Source organism: Psychrobacter sp. NG254 (genome assembly GCF_015277735.1).
Classification (GTDB): Bacteria; Pseudomonadota; Gammaproteobacteria; order Pseudomonadales; family Moraxellaceae; genus Psychrobacter.
The window spans coordinates 68,393-92,917 of record NZ_JADHDA010000008.1 but is presented as its reverse complement, the minus strand read 5'-3'; the positions used below and the strand labels follow the sequence as shown (position 1 = coordinate 92,917).

Here is a 24,525-nt window from a genome sequence, read left to right as displayed (position 1 = left end):
CCGATGGTACCAACGTTGACATGTGGTTTTAGACGTTCAAACTTGGCCTTTGCCATGAGTATTTCCTCTTTTTTTGGGGTCCAATGCTTAACTCATATAAATATGACTATTAAGACTGTCTTGGCCGCATTAAGATAATTGTTAAAAGGTTGCACAAACTGATGTGCAGATATTATAAGAAAATCGCAACCAATAACAAGTCTTTTAACAAGTTATTGGCGTATTCTTTGATGACAACACACAGATATAAGCTGTATTGTCACCTTCAGTAAGTTTTATTTACTCGTCATCATCTTTATTGTTGAACTTAGAGATGATTTCAGCAGCAACTGATTTTGGAATTTCAGCGTACTTTTGGAATTCCATTGAATAAGTTGCTCGGCCTTGTGACATTGAGCGCATTTGAGTGGCATAACCAAACATTTCCGCTAATGGTACTTCGGCACGGATTTGCTTAGTACCACCAGGCAAGTCTTCCATGCCCTGTACTAAACCGCGACGACGGCTAAGATCGCCCATGATGTCGCCCATGTAATCTTCAGGCGTTTCAACTTCTACTTTCATTACTGGCTCAAGTAGTGCTGGGTCAGCTGCCATGAAACCTTTTCTAAAGGCCATAGAACCAGCCATCTTAAATGACAATTCATCAGAATCGACATCATGATAAGAACCATCATACAAAGTCGCTTTTACGCCAACTACTGGGTAACCAGCAAGTACGCCGTTTTTCATGCGTTCTTGGATACCTTTGTCTACAGCGCCATGGAATTCTTTTGGTACCGTACCACCAACAACTTCTTCAGCGAATTCGTATTCTTTGTCGCCAGCTGGATCAAGTGGCTCAAGACGTAGCCAAACGTGACCAAATTTACCACGACCACCTGTTTGACGTACAAATTTGCCTTCTTGCTCGACAGTGTTACGAATCGTTTCACGATAAGCAACCTGTGGTGCACCGATATTAGCTTCAACGTTGAATTCACGCTTCATACGGTCAACAAGAATTTCTAGGTGAAGCTCACCCATACCACTGATGATTGTCTGACCAGATTCTTCGTCAGTGTGTACACGGAACGATGGATCTTCTTTAGCCAAACGACCTAAAGCGATTGACATTCTTTCTTGGTCAGCTTTGGTCTTAGGTTCAACCGCTAGGCTGATAACTGGATCTGGGAATTCCATGCGCTCAAGCGTGATAACATTTTGCTCATCACATAGCGTATCACCAGTTGTTACGTCTTTCATACCAACCAATGCAGCGATATCACCAGTACGGATTTCTTGCAACTCTTCTTGAGAGTTAGCCATCATCTGTACGATACGACCAACGCGCTCACGCTTCATTTTAACTGGGTTATAAACGCTGCTACCTTGAGTCAAAACACCTGAGTAAACACGAACGAAGGTTAAGTTACCAACGAATTTGTCATTCATGATTTTGAATGCTAGTGCTGAGAACGGTACATCATCAGATGCTTCACGGAAGCCTTCTGACTCATCTTTGTCATCAAGGATACCGCGGATAGCCGGTACATCCATTGGTGCTGGAAGATACTGAATAACCGCATCTAACATCTTCTGTACACCTTTGTTTTTAAAGGCAGTACCACAAAGCAATGGAATGATTTGGTTATCAATAGTCAACTCACGGATAGCGCTGTTAATTTGATCTACAGTCAATTCGCCGTTTTCTAGATACTCATTCATGAGTTCTTCGTTTGCTTCAGCAGCACTTTCTACTAGATACTCGCGATATTCTGCGGCTTTGTCTTGTAGTTCAGTTGGAATATCGCGCTCGTCGTATTCCATGCCTTGAGACGCTTCGTCCCAATAGATAGCTTTCATGGTTACTAGATCAACAACACCTTCAAAATCTTCTTCTTTACCAATTGGGATAACCAATGGTACTGGCTTGCCGCCAAGACGAGTTTTGATTTGCTCGATAACACGATAGAAATCAGCACCAACGCGATCCATTTTGTTTACAAATGCAAGACGTGGAACTTTATATTTGTTCGCCTGACGCCATACGGTCTCAGACTGTGGCTGTACGCCGCCTACTGCACAGTAAACCATGCAAGCGCCATCAAGTACACGCATAGAACGTTCAACTTCGATCGTGAAGTCAACGTGGCCTGGGGTATCGATGATGTTAATACGGTGTTCGTCGAACTGTTTTGCCATACCTGACCAAAAACAAGTCGTAGCCGCTGAGGTAATAGTAATACCGCGCTCTTGTTCTTGCTCCATCCAGTCCATAGTGGCTGCGCCATCATGTACTTCGCCAATTTTGTGGCTAACACCGGTATAGAATAAAACACGTTCGGTAGTGGTTGTCTTACCAGCATCGATGTGCGCTGAGATACCAATATTGCGATAGCGTTTTAGGGGAGTTTTACGAGCCATAGTGTTTTCCTAGGAAAAGTCGTGTATATAATAATGTATTGTGTCTCTACCTCATACTCTATGACAAAGCGGTCAGCTTCGTAATATTACTTACTGATTATTAAGCCTAATACGGACAAAAAAAGAGCAAATACTAAGAATAGTGCGGCATCAAATTTGGGATGCTCTCCCATTTAGATTACGCGGTTAGGAGAGACATCTTGATAGATGTCCGCCATCTTAGTTGTAAATAGCTCTTGGCTATTGGCAACTAAATGAATGATGGCGGCAATCAATAGAATAAAAAACAATGTAAGACTAACTGGCGTGAGCCATCAATCTCAAGCTACTGTTAAAAAGTAGCTTAGAAACGGTAATGAGAGAATGCTTTGTTAGCATCTGCCATGCGGTGAACTTCGTCACGCTTTTTCATAGCAGCGCCTTTGCCATCAGCAGCATCATTCAATTCGCCAGCCAAACGCAAAGCCATTGATTTTTCAGAACGCTTTGCAGCAGCTTCAGCTATCCAACGCATAGCCAAGGCAGTACGACGGGAGGGGCGTACTTCCATTGGTACTTGGTAGGTTGCACCACCAACGCGGCGAGCTTTCACTTCTACCATAGGGCGTACATTTTCTAAAACGTCTTCGAAGAAAGATACTGGATCTTCGATTTTACGTTTTTCGCTTACTGTTTCAAGTGCACCGTAAACGATACGCTCAGCAGTAGATTTTTTGCCATGACTCATTACATGGTTGATGAATTTTGCAACAGTTTGGCTACCAAACTTAGGATCCGGTAGGATCTCACGGGCAGCTACGACGCGACGTCTTGGCATAATAATTTTCCTTATCTTCAGGAGTGTCTAACATTCACAACATCGACTACTTATCAACGATGACATGTCATCAAAAATATAATAGTGAGTTATCAGTTAGCCTTACTGCATGGTGGTATGTTTTAAAAGTAATCACTGATGCATCATTATGCAAAAGTAGCATTACTGCTGACACCTAACCCATGCACAGTTATTGGGTAGTGCAAAAAAGCTTGGTTAATAACGTTTGGTTATTAAACTTTAGGCTTCTTAGCACCGTATTTAGAGCGACCTTGCTTACGGTCTTTAACGCCTGCGCAATCCAATGCACCGCGAACAGTGTGATAACGTACACCTGGTAGATCTTTTACACGACCACCACGGATAAGAACAACACTGTGCTCTTGTAGGTTATGACCTTCGCCGCCGATGTAGCTTGATACTTCATAGCCTGAAGTCAAACGTACACGACATACTTTACGCATGGCAGAGTTAGGTTTTTTTGGCGTGGTAGTATATACACGAGTACATACACCGCGACGCTGTGGGCACGCTTCCAACGCAGGAACTTTTGACTTTTCCTTGATGGTTTTGCGACCTTTACGAATCAATTGGTTAGTTGTTGCCATAAGGCATCCTTCTCCCGTTTGGTATAAAACAAAAAAATGGGGCAATGCACCAGCCATCTGACAATAATTGCAGATTTTCGGAGCACCCATTTTTAGGACAGTGTATTATAAAGAGTTGTTGCTGCTATTTCAACCACTTATGAGTGGTTTTACTTTACAACATTCAATAGATATGCATTGAGCCTATCACTGTAACACTTTAATCGTTTTTCGCTAAAAAATAGCGCAATAAATAAAGCATCTAAGACAGACTAACGCATTGTTTGGACAAGAAAGTTAGAAAGTAGCACTCGATAATAAATTAGATGGTGCCACGCATTGTCGTTTTCAAGTCACATATCTTGGATAGACAAAATAAGCACTGCTATTTATATAAATGTAATAGTACTAACGTAATGTGTCATTACGACGACTTTGCTTGATGAACACTTTGATCAATATCAATAAACCGCAAACTAGATTATTCATAATACTGACAGAAAGTGATGCCGATAGAAACCTAAACCTTTATAAGTAGTCTCTATCAGCATCCCCTTATCCGCACTGTTTCTTCACTATTATTTGGTTTTCTTATCTGACACTTCTACATCACTGCTCTGTTCGTCATCTTTCGTGTTTTGGTTTTCAGTGCTTTTATCTTCAGTATTTTTTTCTGCGTCATCATTGCTCGCTTTTTTTACTTCAGCTTCGCTACTGCTATCATCAGTAATAGAGCGATTGGCAAGTTTGGTCTCTGGGGCAAAAGTGGCTTGAGCAACGCCGATGACTTCATCGATAAGCTGACTGTTGTAGCGTATACCGATGGCCACTGCTGTAACTGGGATAAAGCGACGAATCCATGACAAATTGATTTGGTCTAAGTCGATGCCTACTTGGCTGGCGATACTGTCTACTTGCTCGGCATAGTAATTTACGTTTTTATTCTTTAACCCAAGGTTTTTGAGCTCGCTGTGCAATCCGCTGCTTTGGGCATTATCAAGTAAGCCTTTTCCTACGCCTAATCCTGCAAGCAATGCTTGTTTTTCTTGCATCTTACTCAGATCAGCATTTGATAATAGCTCATAGGCCATTTTAACGCCCTGCTTACCTGTCAGTGGCTTATTGTAGACAGCGGCAAGTTGGTAAACCGTACGTAAGGACACCAATAGTAACCATAGAGTATCTGCAAGCAGACCTGGCAGGCCTGCTAGACCCGTTAACCCACCAATCGCGGCAAGTGCACGGTTTTGGTTGGCGATGTCAGTCGCTAGCGCGTAGCGTTGTTGATCGTCCAAGGTGGCGATATTGGCAAAACGGTGTTCGTTGGGCAAGTCTAGCTGACTCCAACTTGAGGCAAGATTGGCCACTTGTGCAAACGCGCTATCTACTGTCGATTGAAAAAAGCTGTTTGGCACGACTTTCTTGGCATACTTACCATAAGTAGCAAAACGTGTGCCTAGTAATTGCTGTGTGGCCTTTAGGGTTTGCTCACGAAACAAATCTTGCTGATAGTCTTTATCACCTAAGTTGACGGCTTTATATTGACGCGGTTTGCCTGTTTTAGCATTCATGCTATCAATTGCAGCACCCATGCGTTCTAGGTTACTTCGAGTAAAAGAGCCAATAGTCGTGATGCTTTTAGAAAGAGTACTACGCTTTGCCATCGTGATGTCCTTAATGTAGAGATGATAATTGATTTTATTTTAATATTAATAATAGTCGTTAAACTATCATTTTAGCGAGTGATGATCGGCTATGTCAGTGCGAACAATGTTATCGCAGTCACAAACTTTGTATTTAAAAGTAGCATCAGGCAAGTAACTATAACAGTATAGTCAGTCCTCTATAAACTCAATGTTTGCCCTACTCTTGCTCATGATTGCTATTTTGTCATTATTTTACATTTGCTCAAAGATTTTAAGTGCTTGATACGTTATCATGTGCCGTAAGTGAGAGCATAATTGTACACCGAATTAATATAGCATTTATTTGATACTATTAATCTGGTACAACGGCGTGACTTTGATTGAACCAATCGCTGTCTACATGGACTATCTTACCGCCCATGATGCTCAAACCAACCTAAATATCATACATAGATTTACAACGATTACTGCCTGTTATTATCAGCAAATCGTTACTCATAAGGAATAGAATATGCGCCGCGTCGTTATCACTGGAGCAGGGATCGTCTCTTGTATCGGACATGATTTAGCCACTGTCACAAATGCCCTAAAAACAGGACAGTCTGGCATTACATATAATGAATCTTATGCCGAACACGAGTTTAAATCACATGTGAGCGGTAGTATCAACCAAGCAGAGCTGGATACCAGTGGTATCGACCGTAAGCTCAAACGCTTCTTTAGTGATGCCAGCCTCTATGCCTATGTCAGTGCGTTAAATGCCATTGAGCACTCAGGATTATCGCTTGAAACCATCAACCATAACCCGCGAGTGGGTGTGGTCGCGAGCTCAGGCGGTGCATCAACGGAAAACATCATTAATGCTGTAGATGCCATGCGTGCAAAAGGTCTGCGCGGTGTCGGTGCTATGGCAGTGCCAAAGACCATGGGCAGTTCAGTATCAGCGGCGCTAGCAACGGGTCTAAAAATCCAAGGGGTCTCTTACTCACTTGCCTCTGCTTGCGCGACGTCAACGCATTGTATCGGTCATGCCGCGGAACTTATCCAATTGGGCAAAGCTGATGTGATACTAGCGGGTGGTAGTGAAGCTGAGCATTGGACGCAGTCTTGTATGTTTGATGCGATGGGCGCGGTCAGCACTCAGTACAATGACACGCCAACACTGGCCTCAAGAGCTTATGACAAAGATCGTGATGGTTTTGTGATTGCGGCAGGCGGCGCGATGGTTGTGGTCGAAAGTCTAGAACATGCTCAAGCACGCGGTGCCAATATTTTGGCCGAAATCGTGGGCTACGGTGCCAGCTCTGATGGTGCAGAGATGGTTGCACCAAGTGGTGAAGGTGCGGTGCGTTGTATGCAACAAGCGCTAGCAGAAGCTGGCCTAGAAAGCGTCGATTACATCAACAGTCATGGTACCAGTACGCCCCTAGGTGATATTACTGAGCTTAAAGCCATTGCCAAAGTGTTCGGCGATGACCCAAGCAAAGTACCGGCGATTAGCTCAACCAAATCGATGACAGGCCACAGTCTGGGTGCCGTTGGTGCTCAAGAGCTGATTTATTGCTTGCTGATGCTACAGGACAGCTTTATTGCCCCTAGTATCAATGTCGATAACTTGGACCCTGCGGCTGAAGGCTTCGATATCGTCACTGAGATGCGCGAGACCAACCTGGAGACGCTAATGAGCAATAGCTTTGGCTTTGGCGGTACGAATGCCACACTCATCATCAAAAAGTTTGACGCTTAAATCATGCTCGTACCCAATCAACCTATGACTGAGCAGACAGATTCTGCGCCATCGCCAGCTATTCATCGTAGCTGGCGTTTTGGTGACTTGACGGCAGCCGAGCTGATGCCGCACCTGCAGCAGCATTTATCTAAGCAAGATAACCAAGCAAACTGGCAATTGGTTTGGCTAAACAATGACAACCAACCAGTGATTGGCCTGCTCCCTAAAGTCAGTTGGTCGGTGTATCCTGCTGACAACCAACCTTCTGAATCGCCATCAAATACCTACAAAGTCATCAAAACCTGCCGTGAGACTTGCTCTCATAATGGCAATGCTATTACGACAACAGTGATGAGCTATCTGGCATGGCAAGATGCGCTTATTACTTACAGCAATACCTGTGAAGCTGACAGCATTTCATCAAATACAATTAATAAATCAAGTAGCGGGGCAAACTCTCAATATATCTACTCTCATGGCTTGATAGGCTATATCGGTTACGATATGGCCGCTTATGAATTGAGTCCAGCAGATAATATTGAGTTAGCAACGCAGCCTTGTGCCTCATTAGGGCATTATGATATTTATCTGACACCTTCAGTAGACCATGCTCTCGGTTGGGAATTAATAGTCATTAGAACCCATGACGATAATAATGGCGTCACTAATGAGAGCCTTCTTGTATCGGCGCTTATCTCTTATCTAGATGAGCTAGATAAAAATCTGTCTGATAGTTCTCTTAGTCACAGACACTCTGACACTATATCCAATACAAGCCCTGTGGTTCTAGACGCACGATGGCACAAACGTGACTACCAACAAGCCTTTGAACAAACTCAGAACTACCTACAACAAGGCGACTGTTATCAGATCAATCTGACACAAGAATGGTCTGGCTGGCTGCCTTCTAACAATGACTCTCGCCAATCCAACTCAGCGCTTATCGATTATTTGCCTGCACTACATCGCAATACACAAGCACCTTTCGCCGGTTACTTAAGCATCGATGGCCTTGATATTGGGGATTTAAATCATAAGTATGCTAATGGAAACCCTAACCATTTTGAACTATTGAGCTGTTCGCCTGAGTTGTTTTTTACTTTCACTAAAGACAATGGCACTGGCACACATCATATTCTGACCAAGCCTATCAAAGGCACTATGCCTCGTGGTAGTAATAACGACCAAGATGAATCGTATAAAAACAAGCTCATGGATAGCGAAAAAGACCGTGCTGAAAACGTGATGATTGTGGATTTGTTACGTAATGATTTGGGCAAGTATGCCAAGATAGGTAGCGTAAAAGTGCCACAGCTGTTTGCGATTGAGAGCTTTAGCAACGTGCATCATATGGTCAGCACCATCACCGCTGAACTAAAAGCCGAGACACATCCGCTGACCGTGTTATTTGGCAGTTTGCCAGCGGGCTCTATCACTGGTACACCCAAAAAGCGTGCTGTTGAGATTATTTCTGAATTAGAGTCTGTGCCGCGCGGGGCCTATTGCGGTACCCTGGGCTATATGAATTTTGATGGCAGTGGTCAATGGAACGTCCTCATTCGTACCCTGCAAGCTAACAGCAGCTCCACTGATGGCAAAAAAGCGGTCAGTTTATGGGCAGGAGGTGGTATTACGGTCGCGTCTAGCTGCGATGCAGAATATCAAGAATGCTTAGATAAGGTGGGTAACCTACTAGCAGTATTGGCCCAAGATAATCTAAGCAATCAACATTAAGCATTTTTTAAAAAAATAACTAAAAATAAAGCCTGCCAAACATAACGTTGGCAGGCTTTTTATTGATGCTTATTTATATTCTTGATGATTATTCCGCCGTCTCAGCACTTGCTTGCAGCTCTTTTAATGCATCGATCAAACGCTGATTTTGCTCAGCAGTACCAATGGTGATACGCAGGTACTCCGCAATACGTGGCTTATCAAAATGACGGACGATGATGCCTTGCTCACGTAACGTACTGGCCACTTCACGCGCCTCACCATCTCTAGGTCGCGCAAAAACAAAGTTGGCATGTGATGGCAACACTTTATAGCCTAATTCGGTCAAATCTGCTGTTAGTGCTGTGCGCAAATCGATAACTTGCCGGCGAGTCTGCTCAAAATACTCATGATCTAAGACACTGGCAGTCGCACCAGCTTGCGCCAACTTATCTAGTGGATAGCTATTAAAGCTGTTTTTCATACGTGTCAGTGCTTCAATCAATGACGCATTACCAAACGCCATACCGACACGTAAACCTGCAAGCGACCGTGATTTTGAAAATGTCTGTGTCACGATGACATTGTCACACTCATTTATTAGGCTCACTGCTGAGACTTGAGCGCCTATATCACCCTCTTCTATTTGAGCAAAGTCGATGTAAGCCTCATCAATCACGATCACAGCATTCGAGTGCTCACTTGCCAGTTTACGAATATCGGCAAGTGATAATAGCAGCCCAGTTGGGGCATTGGGATTGGCAATGATGATACCGCTACAAGGCTGGCGATACGTATCAGGATCAATACTGAAGTCTTCTTCTAATGGAATTTTGATAAGCTCTATGCCAAAGGTCTGGGCATAGACAGGATAAAAACTATAACCAATATCAGGTGACAGTAGTGGGCGCTCTTTTAGAAAGAAGCTGGCAAATATCAGTGCCAAGACTTCATCCGAACCATTACCCACAAATACTTGATTGACATCAAGGTCGTATGAATGCGCCAGTGCAGCACGTAATTCATTAGACTCAGGCGCTGGGTATAGACGCAGCTCTTCAGCTTGCTGCACGAGTACTTTGGCGATGGCTTCCGCGACTTTTGGCGACGGTGGAAACGGATTTTCATTGGTGTTCAGTTTGCACAAATTATCATGCTCCGGCTGCTCGCCTGGCACATACGGTGATAAGTTGCGTGCTTTAGAGGACCACAGTCTGGTATCCATCTTTGCCTCACTCATAAATTATCCTACTAATTAGCCAAATAGACTATTAAAAATACCGATCAAAAGTAAACGTTAAAACCTTCAAAACACCTTACTGATAGCGATAACGAGCAGAACGTGCATGGGCTTCTAAGTCCTCATGCTGCGCTAAAATATCTGCCGTCTCAGCCAGTGGCTTGCTACCAGATTCACTACAATAAATGATTGATGATTTCTTTTGGAAATCATAAACGCCAAGCGGCGAAGAGAACCGTGCCGTGCCTGATGTTGGCAGCACATGGTTTGGCCCTGCACAATAATCACCAATGGCCTCAGGGGTGTGGCGGCCCATAAAGATAGCACCCGCATGACGAATATCGTCTAATAACGCATCAGGATTATCGACAGATAACTCTAAATGTTCAGGGGCAATACGATTGATAAGCGCCATACCCTCGCTACGGTCTTTTACCAAAATAAGTGCGCCGCGGTTTTGTAATGAATCGCGAGCGATATCTGCCTTTGGCAGTTCGGCCAGTGCCTTTTCTATTTCAATGGCGACCTCAGCTAGCTGCGCTTCACTGGTCGTCACAAAGATAGCTTGTGCGATGCGGTCGTGCTCTGCTTGCGATAACAAATCCATGGCTAGCCAATCAGCGCGATCTTGCGCCTCGCCTTCTGCGTAGACCAACACCTCTGAAGGGCCTGCAATCATATCAATGCCGACCTGCCCAAATACCGCACGCTTGGCAGCTGCGACATACTTATTACCAGGTCCTGTGATTTTGTCCACGGCTGGAATCGTTTCAGTACCGTAAGCCAATGCAGCAACCGCTTGGGCGCCGCCAATAGTAAAAACGCGATCAACTTTGGCTAAATGCGCGGCCGCTAACACCAATGGATTCAATACACCTTTGGGCGCTGGTACAACCATAATCACTTCGGTAACGCCAGCCACTTTGGCCGGGATAGCATTCATGAGCACGGATGAAGGATACGAGGCCAATCCACCCGGTACATAGATACCAACGCGATCAAGCGGTGTGACCTTTTGACCCAAGCGATTGCCCAACTCATCCTCATATTGCCATGTCTCTTGCACTTGGCGCTCATGGAATGTCTGTACCCGAGTCGCGGCCGTGGTCAATGCGGTCTTGACGGTTTCATCAAGATTGGCAAATGCCTCAGCAAGCGACTCTTTAGATAGCTCTAATGCTTGCATCATCGTCGCTGGATGCTGATCAAACTGCTGCGTTAATGCGAGCACAGTACTATCACCATTAGCACGGACTTGGGCGATGATATCATCGACGGTATGTAATAATTCAGCATCGTTGACTGTTTCAAAGGCCAGCAACTGGGTTAGTTGACTGTCAAAATCGGCATCTTGGGTACTTAACTGGCGCATGACCTAATCCTATATCTGAGCATGGAGTACTAACAAAGTTAAATGATTTCAAAGCAATAAAAACGGGCTTAAGACTCGCAAATATTACAATTTATTCGATGTCTTGTTATATAGATTTTACTGAGATTTTATTTTTTCGCAAGCAAAGACAATAAAACCAGTTTAGCATGCTATATCTATCATAGCGCGCTAAACTGGTTTAAAAATTCGTATCATCATGCTTGATATTACCAATGATAAACATTGGTATATTAGCCATTGGCAATACTGTTTTTAAAGCTATCTAAGATGGGCTCGAGCAAAGCAAATTTGCGCTTGTAGCTGACTTGATTGACAATCAAACGTGACGACACATCACAGATATGATCGCGTGCTTCAAGCCCATTAGCACGCAGCGTATTACCAGTATCAACCACGTCGACGATCAAATCACCCAATCCGACCAATGGCGCAAGCTCCATCGAGCCATATAGCTTAATCACATCGACTTGCTGACCTTGGCTGGCAAAATAAGCACGGGCGACATTGACATATTTGGTCGCGATACGCAGACGACGATTGGGCAATGGTGCGTCTTTAACACCAGCCGTCATGAGCTTACACTGAGCAATTTTCAGATCAAGCAACTCATAAACATGATTGGCACCATGCTCTAGTAGCACATCTTTACCCGCTACCCCAAAGTCCGCTGCACCATGCTCTACATAAGTCGGTACGTCGCTGGCACGCAAAATAAGCACACGCACATTGGGGTTTGACGTTGGAAAAATAAGTTTACGAGAGGCCTCAGGATCTTCCAAAAGCTCAACACCAGCTGCACGTAGCAGTGGCATGGTCTCTTCTAAAATACGGCCTTTGGATAAGGCCAGTGTTAGACCTGAAAACTCATCGTTTACTTCGTTTAGTAAACCATCGGTTGGTAAAGGTTTGCTTGTCTCAGTCATAATGACATCGTGTCCATGTGCAGTTAATACCCCTCATAAAAGGGGCTTTGATTGATAACGCAATATTAATAAACGCCTAATTGGCTAGAAGCTTCAGTAGCCTATTTAAACTAATTATTGGTATTGATACGTTCGATATTCACACCCAAAGCTCGTAGCTTCTCTTCGACATGCTCATAACCACGATCGATATGATAAATGCGGTCGATGAGACTCTCGCCTTCAGCGGTCGCGGCTGCCATCACTAATGACATAGACGCGCGTAAATCTGTTGCCATCACAGGTGCTGCTGTGAAGTTCTCAACCCCTCTGACGACGGCAGTGTGACCATCTACTTGAATAGAAGCCCCTAAGCGATTGAGCTCTGGAACATGCATATAGCGATTTTCGAAGATGTTTTCGATAAAGGTACTGGTGCCATCAGCAAGACAAGCTATCGCCATAAGCTGTGCTTGCATATCAGTTGGAAAGCCAGGATGTGGCTGCGTACGAATATCCACCGCTTTTGGACGGCCTTTCATCTGTGCACGAATCCAATCATCACCGCTCGTGATAGTCGCACCCATATCTTCAAATTTCTCTAACACTGGCGTCAATAATAGTGCAGAAGTGTTTTTGGTCAATACGTCGCCGCGTGTCATCAAGGCACCAGCAAGGTATGAGCCTGTTTCGATACGATCAGGGACAACTGAGTACTCACAGCCGTGTAGACGCTCTACCCCTTCGATGGTCATCGTTGACGTACCAATACCGCTTATTTTGGCACCCATCGCAACCAACATATTGGCCAAATCAACCACTTCAGGCTCTAACGCACAGTTACCTAGCACAGTCGTACCTTTAGCAAGTGCAGCTGCCATGATGACGTTTTCAGTACCGCCCACGGTGATCATGTCGAACGAGAAATTACAGCCTAATAGCTTGCCGCCTTTAGGGGCTTGCGCTTTTACATAGCCATTCTCGACGCTAATCTCAGCACCCATCGCCTCAAAGGCTTTTAGATGTTGATCAACAGGACGTGACCCAATAGCACAGCCGCCTGGCAATGAGACTTCTGCCTCGCCAAAACGTGCCAGCAACGGACCTAATACCAGAATCGATGCACGCATGGTTTTGACCAAGTCATACGGTGCATAGAAATTATCGATATTTTTGGTGTCGCAAGTGACGGTATCGCCCTGTTTTTGAATATCGATACCCATGCCACCGATCAATTCAATCAATGTTCGCACGTCTTGCAGTGACGGCACATTATGCAATGTGGTTGGGGTCTCGGCCAGTATCATAGCTGCAAGTAATGGCAAAGCGGCATTTTTGGCGCCTGAGATAGTAACTTCCCCTGCGATACGACTACTACCAGTGATTAAAAATTGATCCATAGAGGTGACAACCTAGCAATGAGTATAAGAAATGGTAAAAACTGACATTATGAGACCGACTATTTAATCAGTCAGCCTAGTAGAGTCAGTTGTATAGAAAGCCGTTTAGCCTTTTGATTGAACATCCCACTCAGCAGGCGTTAGCGCTTGAATATTTAGTGCGTGAATATCGCCACTGGCAATTTTATCGTTGACGAGTGCGTATATTGCTTGCTGACGTTGAACCGCGCGTTTGCCTTCAAAGCTGGCATCGACCACGCGCACGTCAAACTTATTGCCTTGATTGGCAGCTTGAATAAAAGCGTCTGGGAAGTGAGTTTGTAAAAATGCGATCAAATCGTCAGCGTTCATGCTCATAAAATATCCTGTCTTATATAGAGATTTTTTGTTTGAATGGCGACATTATAACAAGAGTTTGCGCATCTTACAGTACTGTCTTACTGAACTGGTATGAACGCACGCCAGAGCTTATCACTCCGCACATCAGTTTTGATATATTGGGCGCTCAAATTTACTTAAGCGCTTTATCCAAATACGTGAGCACTTGCGCGCGCACATCGTTGACCCAGCGTAGTGGTGGTGCCATCGCGCCAATACTGGTCGCATGACTAGCACCATCGATTACGCCAGTTTCAACCGTCACACCTGCTTTTTTCAGTGCCGCTGTCATTTTAGTGGTATTGCTGTCATAGACTATTTTGTCTTTTTCGGCCGTCAGTAGTAGATAGGGTGGCTGCTTACCCTTAATCTGACGATCTGGCATCACCTGCTCAGGAGTGGCATCTGGAGCAAAGGCTGTCGCACTATCGAACTTACGGAAATCATAGCTGTATGGCCCTGCAATACCCACCACCGTGGCGATGTCTGTTGGCTTGATACCATAAGGGGCCAAAAAGTCTTCGTTGGATACAGCAGCAACGGCATTGAACGCGCCAGCCGAGTGTCCCATTACCGCGAGACGCGATGGGTCAGCGTGTAGACTTGCCGCGTTATTGATGCTCCAAGCAATCGCTTGTGCAGCATCTTTGACATAATCAGGATAGACATGTTCAGGCGCTTTACGATAATTGATCACTGCAGTGACATACCCTGCTTGCGCCAAACTTTGACCAACAAAGGCATATTGTTCTTTATTGCCACTCTCCCATGAGCCGCCATGTACAAACACAACCATCGGGTAGCTAGTATTAATAGCGCTTTGATCTTTCATGGCCTTTGCGAGCGGCTTAGGATAATAAATATCTAAGTCTTGTGACGGCTCATCACCATACAAGATGTCTTTGCTGATGCCAACGCCACCACTAGAGGTGATACCATTAACGATCGCGAGCGGTGATAAGGCTTGGGCACTTTGGCTGGCTAGCGCTATGCTGCCAAATACTAATATTGCCGCACCGCCAACTTTTAGCGTGCGTGCTTTTTTATAAGGAGATTTTTTATGTGTTTCTACGCTACTAAAAGTACTTCCACTAATGTCTTCACGCTGTTGAATATGATTTTTTGAATCCTTCATTGCCAGTATCCTATTATATTTATGTATGTAGCAATAATGCATAGCATTGGGGCTAGCATGCTGCGACGATTTACTATGAATATAGTACTTACTGGCTAAGAATTTCTCGTGCTTTTACTGTTGTTACTGTTAAGGCTTATTGTGATTAACCTTGAAAACAGTTTGTGCTGGATAACAAAACCATACTCTTTTCAGCCATTCGTTACTGATTTCGATATAACTCAATATAAGGACTTGATGAAGGCTGGCTTTGTGCAGCGTCCTCTTCTGTTATCACGATTGGCGTGGCACTACTGGCACTACTGATAGCCGTCTCTTGGGCAACCGGCGTCAGAGCAGGATCAGATAGGTTACTCTCGTACATGATATCGTCATCATTAATCTTGACACCTCTGTCATCGACGACCGTGGTCAGTAGTACCAGCTCGGTCACACCAACGGTGGTATTGGCAATGTCAATCAAATAACTCTGCTGAGTCGGTGTCATACGGCCCAGAATATAGACCACACCATTATCGGTGACCGCTTTAATCTGTGAGGCTTTGACGCCATCACTGGCAGCAACCTTAGCCAGTAGCTTTGAGGTAATATAACCATCGTGGACTGTCGAGCTATAGCCTTTTGACGCACTCACTTCCATCTCATTGTAGACACGGCGCACATCTGGCATAGAGCTGACCACTTTTTCCACTTCTACTTTGAGCGCCTCAGTTGGTACTTCACCTGTGAGCAGCACCTCACTATTAAAGCTATCAACACCCATGCGACTGGTTTGTTGCAAGTCTTCTTTTAGACCATATACATTAATTTTAGCAGTATGTTCGATGCTACGATCGAGCAAACGCTGCGGAATCGTGCGCTCGGTCATCGGCACACCATACGTCCCTTCGGTACTGTTGGTCAGGTAGTTGGTTGTACAGCCAGTACTGACAACGCAGGCTGCAAGCATGACGCTTACCGCAGTGCGACGTGATGAACCAAAAATAGCAGTACGCATATGCATCCGTGTCATTATTTACCTCTTAAAGCATGATGGTGACGATGGTATAAGTTCAATGAATTCAGAGCTCTTGACTGAATATCAGATACCTAAATTAGATATTTTTATTGAATAACTTTGTGCTAAATCTCGTTAACAACTACTTTACTTAATTTTAATGAATAGCGGTTAGGTTTTTGGTAACGAGTAGGCTGTTTCAGGCACTCTATCTATTCCAGTCTCATGTTATATCAATGACTACCATGCACGGGCTACAAAAGCCCCTTTTATCCACTCAGGCTGAGTATCTAACGCGCTATCTTTTAGCAGTATACTGCCCAACGTATTATAGGCAATGACATCAAATCGGCAGTCATAATCAGCATACTCAGGATGCTGCTGCAAAAAGCACTGCGCGGTCTTAATCACTTTACGCTGCTTACTTGCTGTAATGCTAATGGCAGCATCGCCATAGGCAGAGCGCTTACGCTGACGAACTTCGATAAATACTAGCGTCGACCATGCAGATCCTGTCTCAATCATCACTAGATCCAGCTCACCCATTTTTGGCTGTTGCCAGTTTTGTGCAATTAACCTTAACCCTTTAGCTTGCAAAAACTCACAGGCCTGCTGTTCAAACAGACTGCCTTGGCGCTGTTTAGGTGAAGTAAGCGTTAATGGTTTATGGTTCGCCATAAAGGTCGTGGGTCTGATTAACATTTGATAATTATCATAGCACAACATGCTAAACTAGCCACTTCTGTGCTGCCTACTTTTGAAATCTACAGGCCTACGCAAATACCTTTTAGGTGAAAAAATCGTAGATGATGTTTGAGTGGCGATGGTGCACTACTATTTTTTAATGATTTTTTAACGACCCGAGGTTTTCATGTCTACCCCTACTGCGATGCCAGCTTGTCTCTATATCGTTGCCACGCCGATTGGTAACTTAACCGACATGACACCGCATGCGATTGATGTCTTAAAGCAAGTCGCTATCATCGCCTGCGAAGACACCCGCACCTCAGGTAAGCTGTTGTCACATTTTGGTATCGATACCAAAGGCAGTAAAGCTGATGAGACAAAAGACTCAGCGTCTCCTAACACTAAAAGCCATGCTTCAGATAATGCAGATGATGATACAACGACAAAGCAAAAAGGTCACAACAAACTGTGGGCGTATCACGAACATAATAGCGCGATTCAGACACCTAAGATTATCGAGATGATCCAGCAAGGTTACTCGGTCGCTTTGATTAGTGATGCTGGGACGCCGCTCGTTAGTGATCCAGGGTATCAATTGGTACAAGCAGCACATGATGCTGGCGTGATGGTATCGCCTATCGTTGGCGCGTCCGCAGCGATTGGTGCGTTGTCAGTGGCAGGACTACCCTCAGATCGTTTTAGCTTTATTGGGTTTTTGCCAGCCAAAACTCACGGTCGTCAAAAACAGCTCGCAGCATTAATCGAACGTACTGAAACCCTGATATTTTATGAAGCACCGCATCGCATCATATCTAGCCTAGAAGACATGGCTGAGATATTTGGTGCAGATCGCGAAGTCGCTTTTTGTCGTGAATTGACCAAAACATTTGAGACGATACGTAAGAGCACACTTGGCGATTTAGTCGAGTTTGTCAAAGCCGATGACAATCAGCAACGCGGCGAAATCGTCGTGGTCGTCGCGGGTGTCAGTGTGGCAAAAGACTCTGATGACATCAGTATTCATGACAAATTATTGCACAGATTGTTAGAAGACTTATCCGTTAAAAAAGCCGCTGCATTGGCCGCTGATATCACTGGCGTCAAAAAGAATGCGCTCTATCAGCGCCTATTAGAATTACAAGCTGACTAATTTCTAATAAAAAATCATGTCTATAAATCAATTTAGGAGAAATAAGCAATGTACGATGTAATGGCAATAGGTAATGCGCTGGTTGATCACGAATATGTACTGTCGGACGCAGCCCTAGAAGAAACTGAGCTGACCAAAGGTAATATGACACTGGTAGGTATCGAGGAGCAACAGCAGCTACTGGCCTACTTTAAGCTGGCTAACATTGCGCCGTCAAAACAAGCGGGCGGCGGATCAGCAGCCAATGCTATGTATGCCTTTGCGAGTCTAGGCGGTAAGCCTTTTTATGCCTGCCGCGTCGGTGATGACGATCAGGGCGCCTTTTACCTCAGAGACTTGCACGAAGCAGGCGTGGCTACCTCAGATGAATCTATCCATGAGGGTGGCGTAACCGGCTCATGTGTGGTCGCAGTCACAAAAGATGGCGAACGTACCATGCAGACCTATCTGGGTACTTCAAGCGATATCGCCGCGGACAACGTTGATTTTGATGCATTGACGCAAGCAGACTGGCTATACCTAGAAGGCTATCTGGCGATGTCTGAAAGCATCCAACCCGCGATGACGCAGTTACGTCAACAAGCCGGCATTCATAATGCAAAAATCGCGGTGAGCTTCGCTGATCCTGCCGTTGTCAAATTTGCGAAAGACGGCCTGCTCAACATGCTAGGCAATAAAGTCGCAGTGATATTTTGCAACAGCGAAGAAGCCAAGCTATTCACGGATAAGAAGCAAGTTAACGCTGCTGCACGTACCCTGCTTGAGCATTGTCAAACGGCTGTCGTGACAGATGGCGCAAATGGAGCCGTTATCGCCCACCAGTCAAATGATGAGGCCGAGATTGAGATTTATGAGATTGCGACGCCAGTAGTGGCCAATGTCATCGATACCAATGGCGCAGGTGACAACTATGCTGGTGCCTTCCTCTATGGGTTGTCGCAGCAGTATAGCTTGCCAGAATGTGGTCGTCTTGCCAGCGAGATATCAGCGCAAGTCATCCAACAGTTTGGGCCACGACTTGCCTCGCAGGATTATCGAGATATCGCGCAGCGTGTACTGTCTGCTTAATCGTTAAACACATCTGTTGGACACAAAACAAAAAGCCCATATCAAATCGATATGGGCTTTTTTATATCATTCAGACTTACTCAAACAGTTTGCTTGATCTAATAAGCGCTTGTTGTTAAGCAGAAGCTAATGCTTGGGCGAGATCGGCTTTGATATCTTCGATATGTTCAATACCAATCGACAGTCGTACCATATCCGTACTAACGCCTGCATTTTCTAGCTCTTGCTCATTTAACTGACGATGGGTGGTCGTCGCTGGATGACAGGCCAATGACTTCGCATCACCGATGTTTACCAGACGAGTAATCAGTTGCAGCGCATCGATAAAGCGCGCTCCTGCTTCTAGTCCACCTTTAACACCAAAGGTTAAAATACCAGATGGCGTGCCTTTCATGTACTTCTTAGCAAGCTCATGCTCAGGATGGTCAGACAGACCCGCATATTTCACCCAAGCAACTTTATCATGGTCACGTAGATATTCAGCAACGGCTTGCGCGTTCTGTACATGGCGCTCCATACGTAGGCTCAATGTCTCCATGCCTTGCAAAATACCAAAAGCATTTAGCGGGCTAAGCGCCGCACCTGTATTGCGTAGTGGTGCCACACGAGCACGAGCGATAAACGCTGGCGCACCCACGTCTTTGACAAAGTTCACGCCATGATAACTGTGGTCAGGCGTGTTTAAGAGTGGGAAACGCTCAGGATAATCACCCCAAGCAAACTTACCGCTATCGACAATCGCACCACCAATCGAGGTACCTGTACCACTCATGTATTTGGTCAATGAATGAATGACTACATCCGCACCAAACTCAAATGGACGGCATATCGCAGGCGACGCTACCGTATTATCAATCACGACAGGCACACCGTACTCGTGAGCCACATCACTAAGCGCTTGAATGTCAACGATATTACCGAGTGGGTTGCCGATACTTTCTGCAAAGACCATCTTAGTTTTGTCATCGATTAAATCACGAATCGCTTCAGGATTTTTGTGGTCAAAGAAGCGTACTTCGATACCTTGACGCGGCAATGCATGGGCAAATAAATTATACGTACCACCATACAAGGTCGATACCGCAACGATATTGTCACCCGCTTCACAGATGGTCTGAATTGCATAAGTGATAGCAGCCATACCAGAGGCCACGGCAAGCGCACCGATACCACCTTCAAGCGCTGCGACGCGCTCTTCTAGAACGGCATTGGTCGGGTTCATGATACGAGTATAAATATTACCTGCGACCTTTAAATCAAATAAGTCTGCACCATGCTGAGTATTATCAAAGGCATACGAGCTGGTATGATAAATCGGCACGGCGACGGCTTTGGTGGTGGGCTCAACGCTATAACCGGCATGAATTGCTAAAGTTTCAAGACGTTGAGGGGTCTCTGATTTTTGGGCTGCTTGCTGGTCTGCTTGTCCGTCACTCATTATATATTCCTTTATTTCGATAAAAGTTATTAATCAATAAATGACTAATCAACAAATTATTAATCAATAATCTACCACTGAAAATTCAGCTAAAAAACAATCTACCAAATCATAGCAATAAAAAAAGCCAAGTTCATCAAAACTTGGCTTTTTAATTAAAATAACTCTTCGCTAGTACTTAAGTCTGCAACTTCCAACTAGACTTTTATTTGTAATAAGCGTTTTCAGTACGGGTATGATCGGTCTCATCAATGACTTGCGTCAACTCTGGGATTTGCTGTTTAAGCTGCACTTCAACGCCTTGACGCAAAGTCATATCAACAGCTGAGCACCCTTGGCAACCACCACCAAATTTCAATACGGCTGTAAGACCAACGCCTTCTTCGTCAATCAGCTCAAGCAACTGTACGTCACCGCCATGCGCTGCTAGTCCTGGATTAATCTCTGATTGCAATACGTAGTTGATGCGCTCTTCCACACTGGCATCCGCACCCACTTTCGGTACTTTAGAGTTTGGCGCGCGGAAAGTCAGCTGACCACCGAAACGGTCTTTATTATAGTCGATGACCGCGTCTTCTAGATAAGGTACTGACGACGCCTCGATAAAGGCCGAGAAATTCTCATAAGTAAAGCGCAAGTCAGCGCTGTCTTCTTCGCCCGGCTGGTTATAAGCCATGCAGCACTCTGCACGCGGGGTACCCGGATGCTCAACGAAAATACGGACGCCAATGCCATCGGTGTCTTGCTTAGACAACAAATCTGCCAAATATCCTTGAGCAGACTCAGTGATGGTGATGTTGCTTTTTGCTTCAACTTGCTCAGTATCTAGTGCTGATTCATAACCTGTAGACTGCTCTAGTTGGCTATCAGCTTGGTTTTGCTCACTCATAATCTTTCCTATGCGTTATGACACAAATGCTATATCTATTATGGCTACTGTGTCGTGAATTTGGATTTTTTAAATTTCTACGAATGATATAAGTTATATGAGCCATCAATGGTTGGTATTTATTATTGTATGACACTGACCTCAATGCTCACAAAAATTTATCCGTCTATAACGGTCATTATACCTGAATCGCACCATAATTCCGACCGCGCTACTGTGAATTGAATCGCCACCGCTGCAAATGGTTGTCATTGATTTTTTTAATGGCGCTATCGAGTTATGGACAAATAAAACGCTCAAACCGTATAAAAACAGACATATCTGCTTGGTGTAATAAGCGACAAGTTAATCTCTATATAAAGACAGCAGTATCGCTTATCAAGCACCCAAAAAATCTTTCACGCATCTAGCAATTAGATAAATGAACCAAGACAGTCATGAGACCCAGCACGCTTCGAGAGAATAGTTGTGTATTAAACGTGCGATACCGTTCACATCTCGTCCGAGCAAGTCATTTAGTTTTGACGTAGTATTGATAGTTTGAATAATTTTGTGCACTGGCTTTATGAGCATGGTAGCTTTTGATGCCCTTGTATAAATATGACGTATTTTCGAATAGGATGATTTTTATGACGACACGGACGTTGCACCTAATAACTACCAAGGATGATGAGAAAATTGCCGTTTGGAAAGTAGTTGAGACTTTAGAAGATGGTACTGTAGCCCACACGTTAGAAAACAGCTTGCCTAGTATAAAATCTCAAAACATATTTCTGACGCATGGGACGTTTTCTGACAAGCAAACCTGCCTAAAAATTGCTGAGTATTTAGCGAGTCTGGGGCATCACTGCTACATTATGGAATGGCGTGGTCATGGTGACAGCTCAAAACCTACCAAAAAATTTAACTTTGAGACGGTTGCTACTTATGATTATGAAGCGACTTTTCGCTATTTTTTTGAGGAATTAAAACTCGATAATCTGCACTGCGTCACCCATAGCGGTGGCGGTGTCGGTTTAACCATGTTTTTGATCCAAAATCCGCAGTATGTCACTAAGGTCAATAGTATCAGTATGTTTGCTTGCCAAGCTTATGGCGCGGTCACAAACCCACTCAGCTACACAAAAATCCTTGCAGCCAAACTGGTCACAAAAGTGGTTGGTTTTATCCCCGCCAAACAGTTCAAAGTCGGCCCATTTAACGAAAGCTACTACACAATGACTCAGTGGTATGACTGGAATCTGCAAAAAAACTTCAATAGCAGCTTCTTGAACAAGGCTGATTTTGATAAACGCGATACGAATACAGATGAAGCGAGCAGAAGTAGTCATCAGCAAAAAAATACTGGAAATGACTTTATTGATTATCGACAGCATATGCCAAAAATTACCACGCCTATTTACGCTATCAGTGCTAAAGGAGATAATTTCATCTCTCCTACTCGTGGATGCCGTTTGTTTTTTGAAGGCTTCGACCGTTCAACCAATGTTTTTAGAGAATACGCGCTCAGTAATGGAGACTTAGATGACTATACCCACAGCCGTATCATGATCAGCCGCAATGCCGCCACAGAGATTTGGCCAACGGTGACCGCATGGATAGAGAGACATGCAAGCTAGCGATGCTCATATTGCCATATGAATTGACCGTATTGGCTTGTCGATAGGTATTATCGCGTTTCAATAGAGATGAGGATACACCCTTAAACATCTTTGCACTTGTCAGCCAGTCATAGGCTGTGTCAGTATTAGCGTCATCAATTTTTAACCAATAAAAATAAGTCGTAGGAAAATGGCGTCTATGAGTGAATTATCAGAGCAAAATCCAGATAAACAAAGCGCAGACAATCAGGACAAACAACACTATCGTTATTTGGTATTTATTGGACGCTTTCAGCCATTTCATGCTGGCCACAAGGCCGTTATTGATGAGGCGCTCAAACGCTCGGATGAGGTCATCATGCTCATTGGCTCGGCCAATCTGCCACGCAGCTTACGCAATCCATTTAGCGTCGCTGAGCGTGCAGCGATGATTAAGGGTGCTTACTCAGCAGCAGACGCTGCACGTATTCACTGCGTTGGGCTAGATGATGCCCTGTACAATGACACGCGTTGGCTACAGTATGTCCAAGCGGGTGTAAAATCTGTCACGGGTGACTTGCAGACAGATATCGGCCTGATTGGGCATTCGAAAGACAGCTCCTCCTACTATTTGTCACTATTCCCCAACTGGGCCTCGGTATCAGTGCCCAACTACCATAACTTATCGGCTACCCCTATCCGCGACAGCTATCTGATGGGTGCCACGCCGACTCCTGAGCGCACGCCTGAGTCAACACGTAAGGTACTCAACGATTTCAAAAAAACTGACGACTATCATCAGCTGCACGAAGAAGCCGACTTTATCGATAAATATAAAAGACAATGGGAATCAGCACCTTATCCACCCACCTTTATGACAGCAGATGCGTTGATTGTACAGTCTGGGCATATCCTCTTAGTTGAGCGGCGCAGTATGCCAGGTCGCGGATTGTGGGCGCTACCGGGTGGGTTTTTGAACCCAAAAGAAACCTTATTTGACGCCTGTATCCGTGAGCTACGTGAAGAGACACGCCTCAAAGTGCCTGAGGCCGTATTGCGCGGCTCTTGTCACAGTCAGCATACTTTTGATGACCCGTATCGCTCGGCACGTGGTCGTACGATTACTCAAGCCTTTTATTTTCAACTGAAAAATGATCCAAAAGGCTTACCAAAAGTAAAAGGCGGTGATGACGCTGCCAAGGCATTTTGGTTACCTTTGGCAGAGCTTGACGCGACCATGATGTTCGAAGATCACTATGCAATCATTACCAAAATGGTTGGGTTATAGCGTCATTTCCTATCATGATTTATCACTCTTATATGCAACTTATTAGCACCTGAGTCGATAGACGACGAAGGTTTATCGCCGC

General features: G+C 44.7%; 20 protein-coding genes. 6 read left to right on the top strand and 14 right to left on the bottom strand.

Annotated elements, in window-relative coordinates:
• Positions 1 to 279: 279 nt before the first annotated feature.
• From fusA to IP510_RS13170, 4 genes are all read right to left on the bottom strand, one after another.
• Entirely contained in the window at positions 280 to 2,406 is a 2,127-nt protein-coding gene (gene fusA / locus IP510_RS13185) for an elongation factor G (RefSeq protein WP_194365284.1), read from the bottom strand.
• Positions 2,407 to 2,749: 343 nt separating this feature from the next.
• The gene (gene rpsG, locus IP510_RS13180) at positions 2,750 to 3,223 is read right to left on the bottom strand and encodes a 30S ribosomal protein S7 (protein WP_194365283.1); all 474 of its coding nucleotides are present in this window, start codon (positions 3,221 to 3,223) and stop codon (positions 2,750 to 2,752) included.
• A gap of 233 nt (positions 3,224 to 3,456) precedes the next feature.
• Positions 3,457 to 3,831 carry a 30S ribosomal protein S12 gene (gene rpsL / locus IP510_RS13175; RefSeq protein WP_011281154.1) on the bottom strand — a complete coding sequence of 125 codons (375 nt, stop codon included), beginning with the start codon at positions 3,829 to 3,831 and terminating at the stop codon, positions 3,457 to 3,459.
• A 557-nt stretch (positions 3,832 to 4,388) separates the two neighbouring features.
• On the bottom strand, positions 4,389 to 5,474 hold the full coding sequence (locus IP510_RS13170) for an EcsC family protein (RefSeq protein ID WP_194365282.1): 1,086 nt from the start codon (positions 5,472 to 5,474) through the stop codon (positions 4,389 to 4,391).
• A 493-nt stretch (positions 5,475 to 5,967) separates the two neighbouring features.
• Here IP510_RS13170 and IP510_RS13165 point away from each other — a divergent pair, with 493 nt between their 5' ends.
• Positions 5,968 to 7,203 carry a beta-ketoacyl-ACP synthase II gene (locus IP510_RS13165; RefSeq protein WP_194365281.1) on the top strand — a complete coding sequence of 412 codons (1,236 nt, stop codon included), beginning with the start codon at positions 5,968 to 5,970 and terminating at the stop codon, positions 7,201 to 7,203.
• Positions 7,204 to 7,206: 3 nt separating this feature from the next.
• Entirely contained in the window at positions 7,207 to 8,919 is a 1,713-nt protein-coding gene (locus tag IP510_RS13160) for an anthranilate synthase component I family protein (protein ID WP_194365280.1), read from the top strand.
• Positions 8,920 to 9,007: 88 nt separating this feature from the next.
• Here the strand turns inward: IP510_RS13160 and hisC are convergent, their stop codons facing one another.
• The 8 genes from hisC to IP510_RS13120 form a co-directional block, all read right to left on the bottom strand.
• On the bottom strand, positions 9,008 to 10,138 hold the full coding sequence (gene hisC / locus IP510_RS13155; RefSeq protein WP_194365279.1) for a histidinol-phosphate transaminase: 1,131 nt from the start codon (positions 10,136 to 10,138) through the stop codon (positions 9,008 to 9,010).
• Positions 10,139 to 10,214: 76 nt separating this feature from the next.
• A complete protein-coding gene (hisD, locus tag IP510_RS13150) occupies positions 10,215 to 11,510 on the bottom strand; it encodes a histidinol dehydrogenase (RefSeq protein ID WP_194365278.1) in 1,296 nt (431 codons plus the stop codon).
• A gap of 251 nt (positions 11,511 to 11,761) precedes the next feature.
• Positions 11,762 to 12,454: an ATP phosphoribosyltransferase gene (gene hisG / locus IP510_RS13145; protein ID WP_194365277.1), complete on the bottom strand. Its 693-nt coding sequence runs from the start codon at positions 12,452 to 12,454 to the stop codon at positions 11,762 to 11,764.
• Between the two features lie 110 nt (positions 12,455 to 12,564).
• Positions 12,565 to 13,833, bottom strand: coding sequence for a UDP-N-acetylglucosamine 1-carboxyvinyltransferase (murA, locus tag IP510_RS13140; RefSeq protein ID WP_194365276.1), 1,269 nt, complete (start codon positions 13,831 to 13,833; stop codon positions 12,565 to 12,567).
• Positions 13,834 to 13,938: 105 nt separating this feature from the next.
• Positions 13,939 to 14,190, bottom strand: a complete 252-nt coding sequence (locus IP510_RS13135) for a BolA family protein (protein WP_010200621.1) — start codon at positions 14,188 to 14,190, stop codon at positions 13,939 to 13,941.
• A 154-nt stretch (positions 14,191 to 14,344) separates the two neighbouring features.
• Positions 14,345 to 15,346, bottom strand: coding sequence for an alpha/beta hydrolase (locus tag IP510_RS13130; RefSeq protein WP_194365275.1), 1,002 nt, complete (start codon positions 15,344 to 15,346; stop codon positions 14,345 to 14,347).
• A 202-nt stretch (positions 15,347 to 15,548) separates the two neighbouring features.
• Complete coding sequence (locus tag IP510_RS13125; protein WP_227669772.1) at positions 15,549 to 16,343, bottom strand: BON domain-containing protein; 795 nt, start codon at positions 16,341 to 16,343, stop codon at positions 15,549 to 15,551.
• 240 nt (positions 16,344 to 16,583) lie between these two features.
• Complete coding sequence (locus IP510_RS13120; protein WP_194365273.1) at positions 16,584 to 17,069, bottom strand: YraN family protein; 486 nt, start codon at positions 17,067 to 17,069, stop codon at positions 16,584 to 16,586.
• Positions 17,070 to 17,214: 145 nt separating this feature from the next.
• On the opposite strand from IP510_RS13120, the gene rsmI reads away from it, so the two are divergent.
• Positions 17,215 to 18,180: a 16S rRNA (cytidine(1402)-2'-O)-methyltransferase gene (gene rsmI / locus IP510_RS13115; RefSeq protein ID WP_194365272.1), complete on the top strand. Its 966-nt coding sequence runs from the start codon at positions 17,215 to 17,217 to the stop codon at positions 18,178 to 18,180.
• A 48-nt stretch (positions 18,181 to 18,228) separates the two neighbouring features.
• Complete coding sequence (locus IP510_RS13110) at positions 18,229 to 19,248, top strand: adenosine kinase (RefSeq protein WP_194365271.1); 1,020 nt, start codon at positions 18,229 to 18,231, stop codon at positions 19,246 to 19,248.
• Between the two features lie 115 nt (positions 19,249 to 19,363).
• On the opposite strand, the gene IP510_RS13105 is transcribed toward IP510_RS13110, so the two are convergent.
• Together IP510_RS13105 and nfuA are read right to left on the bottom strand one after the other, a co-directional pair.
• Entirely contained in the window at positions 19,364 to 20,686 is a 1,323-nt protein-coding gene (locus IP510_RS13105; protein WP_194365270.1) for an O-acetylhomoserine aminocarboxypropyltransferase/cysteine synthase family protein, read from the bottom strand.
• A 205-nt stretch (positions 20,687 to 20,891) separates the two neighbouring features.
• A complete protein-coding gene (gene nfuA / locus IP510_RS13100; protein ID WP_194365269.1) occupies positions 20,892 to 21,575 on the bottom strand; it encodes a Fe-S biogenesis protein NfuA in 684 nt (227 codons plus the stop codon).
• A 629-nt stretch (positions 21,576 to 22,204) separates the two neighbouring features.
• On the opposite strand from nfuA, the gene IP510_RS13095 reads away from it, so the two are divergent.
• Positions 22,205 to 23,194 (top strand): alpha/beta fold hydrolase, encoded by a 990-nt coding sequence (locus tag IP510_RS13095; protein WP_194365268.1) that lies wholly within the window; start codon positions 22,205 to 22,207, stop codon positions 23,192 to 23,194.
• A gap of 181 nt (positions 23,195 to 23,375) precedes the next feature.
• Positions 23,376 to 24,443 carry a bifunctional nicotinamide-nucleotide adenylyltransferase/Nudix hydroxylase gene (locus IP510_RS13090; protein ID WP_194365267.1) on the top strand — a complete coding sequence of 356 codons (1,068 nt, stop codon included), beginning with the start codon at positions 23,376 to 23,378 and terminating at the stop codon, positions 24,441 to 24,443.
• The last annotated feature ends 82 nt before the right edge of the window (positions 24,444 to 24,525 follow it).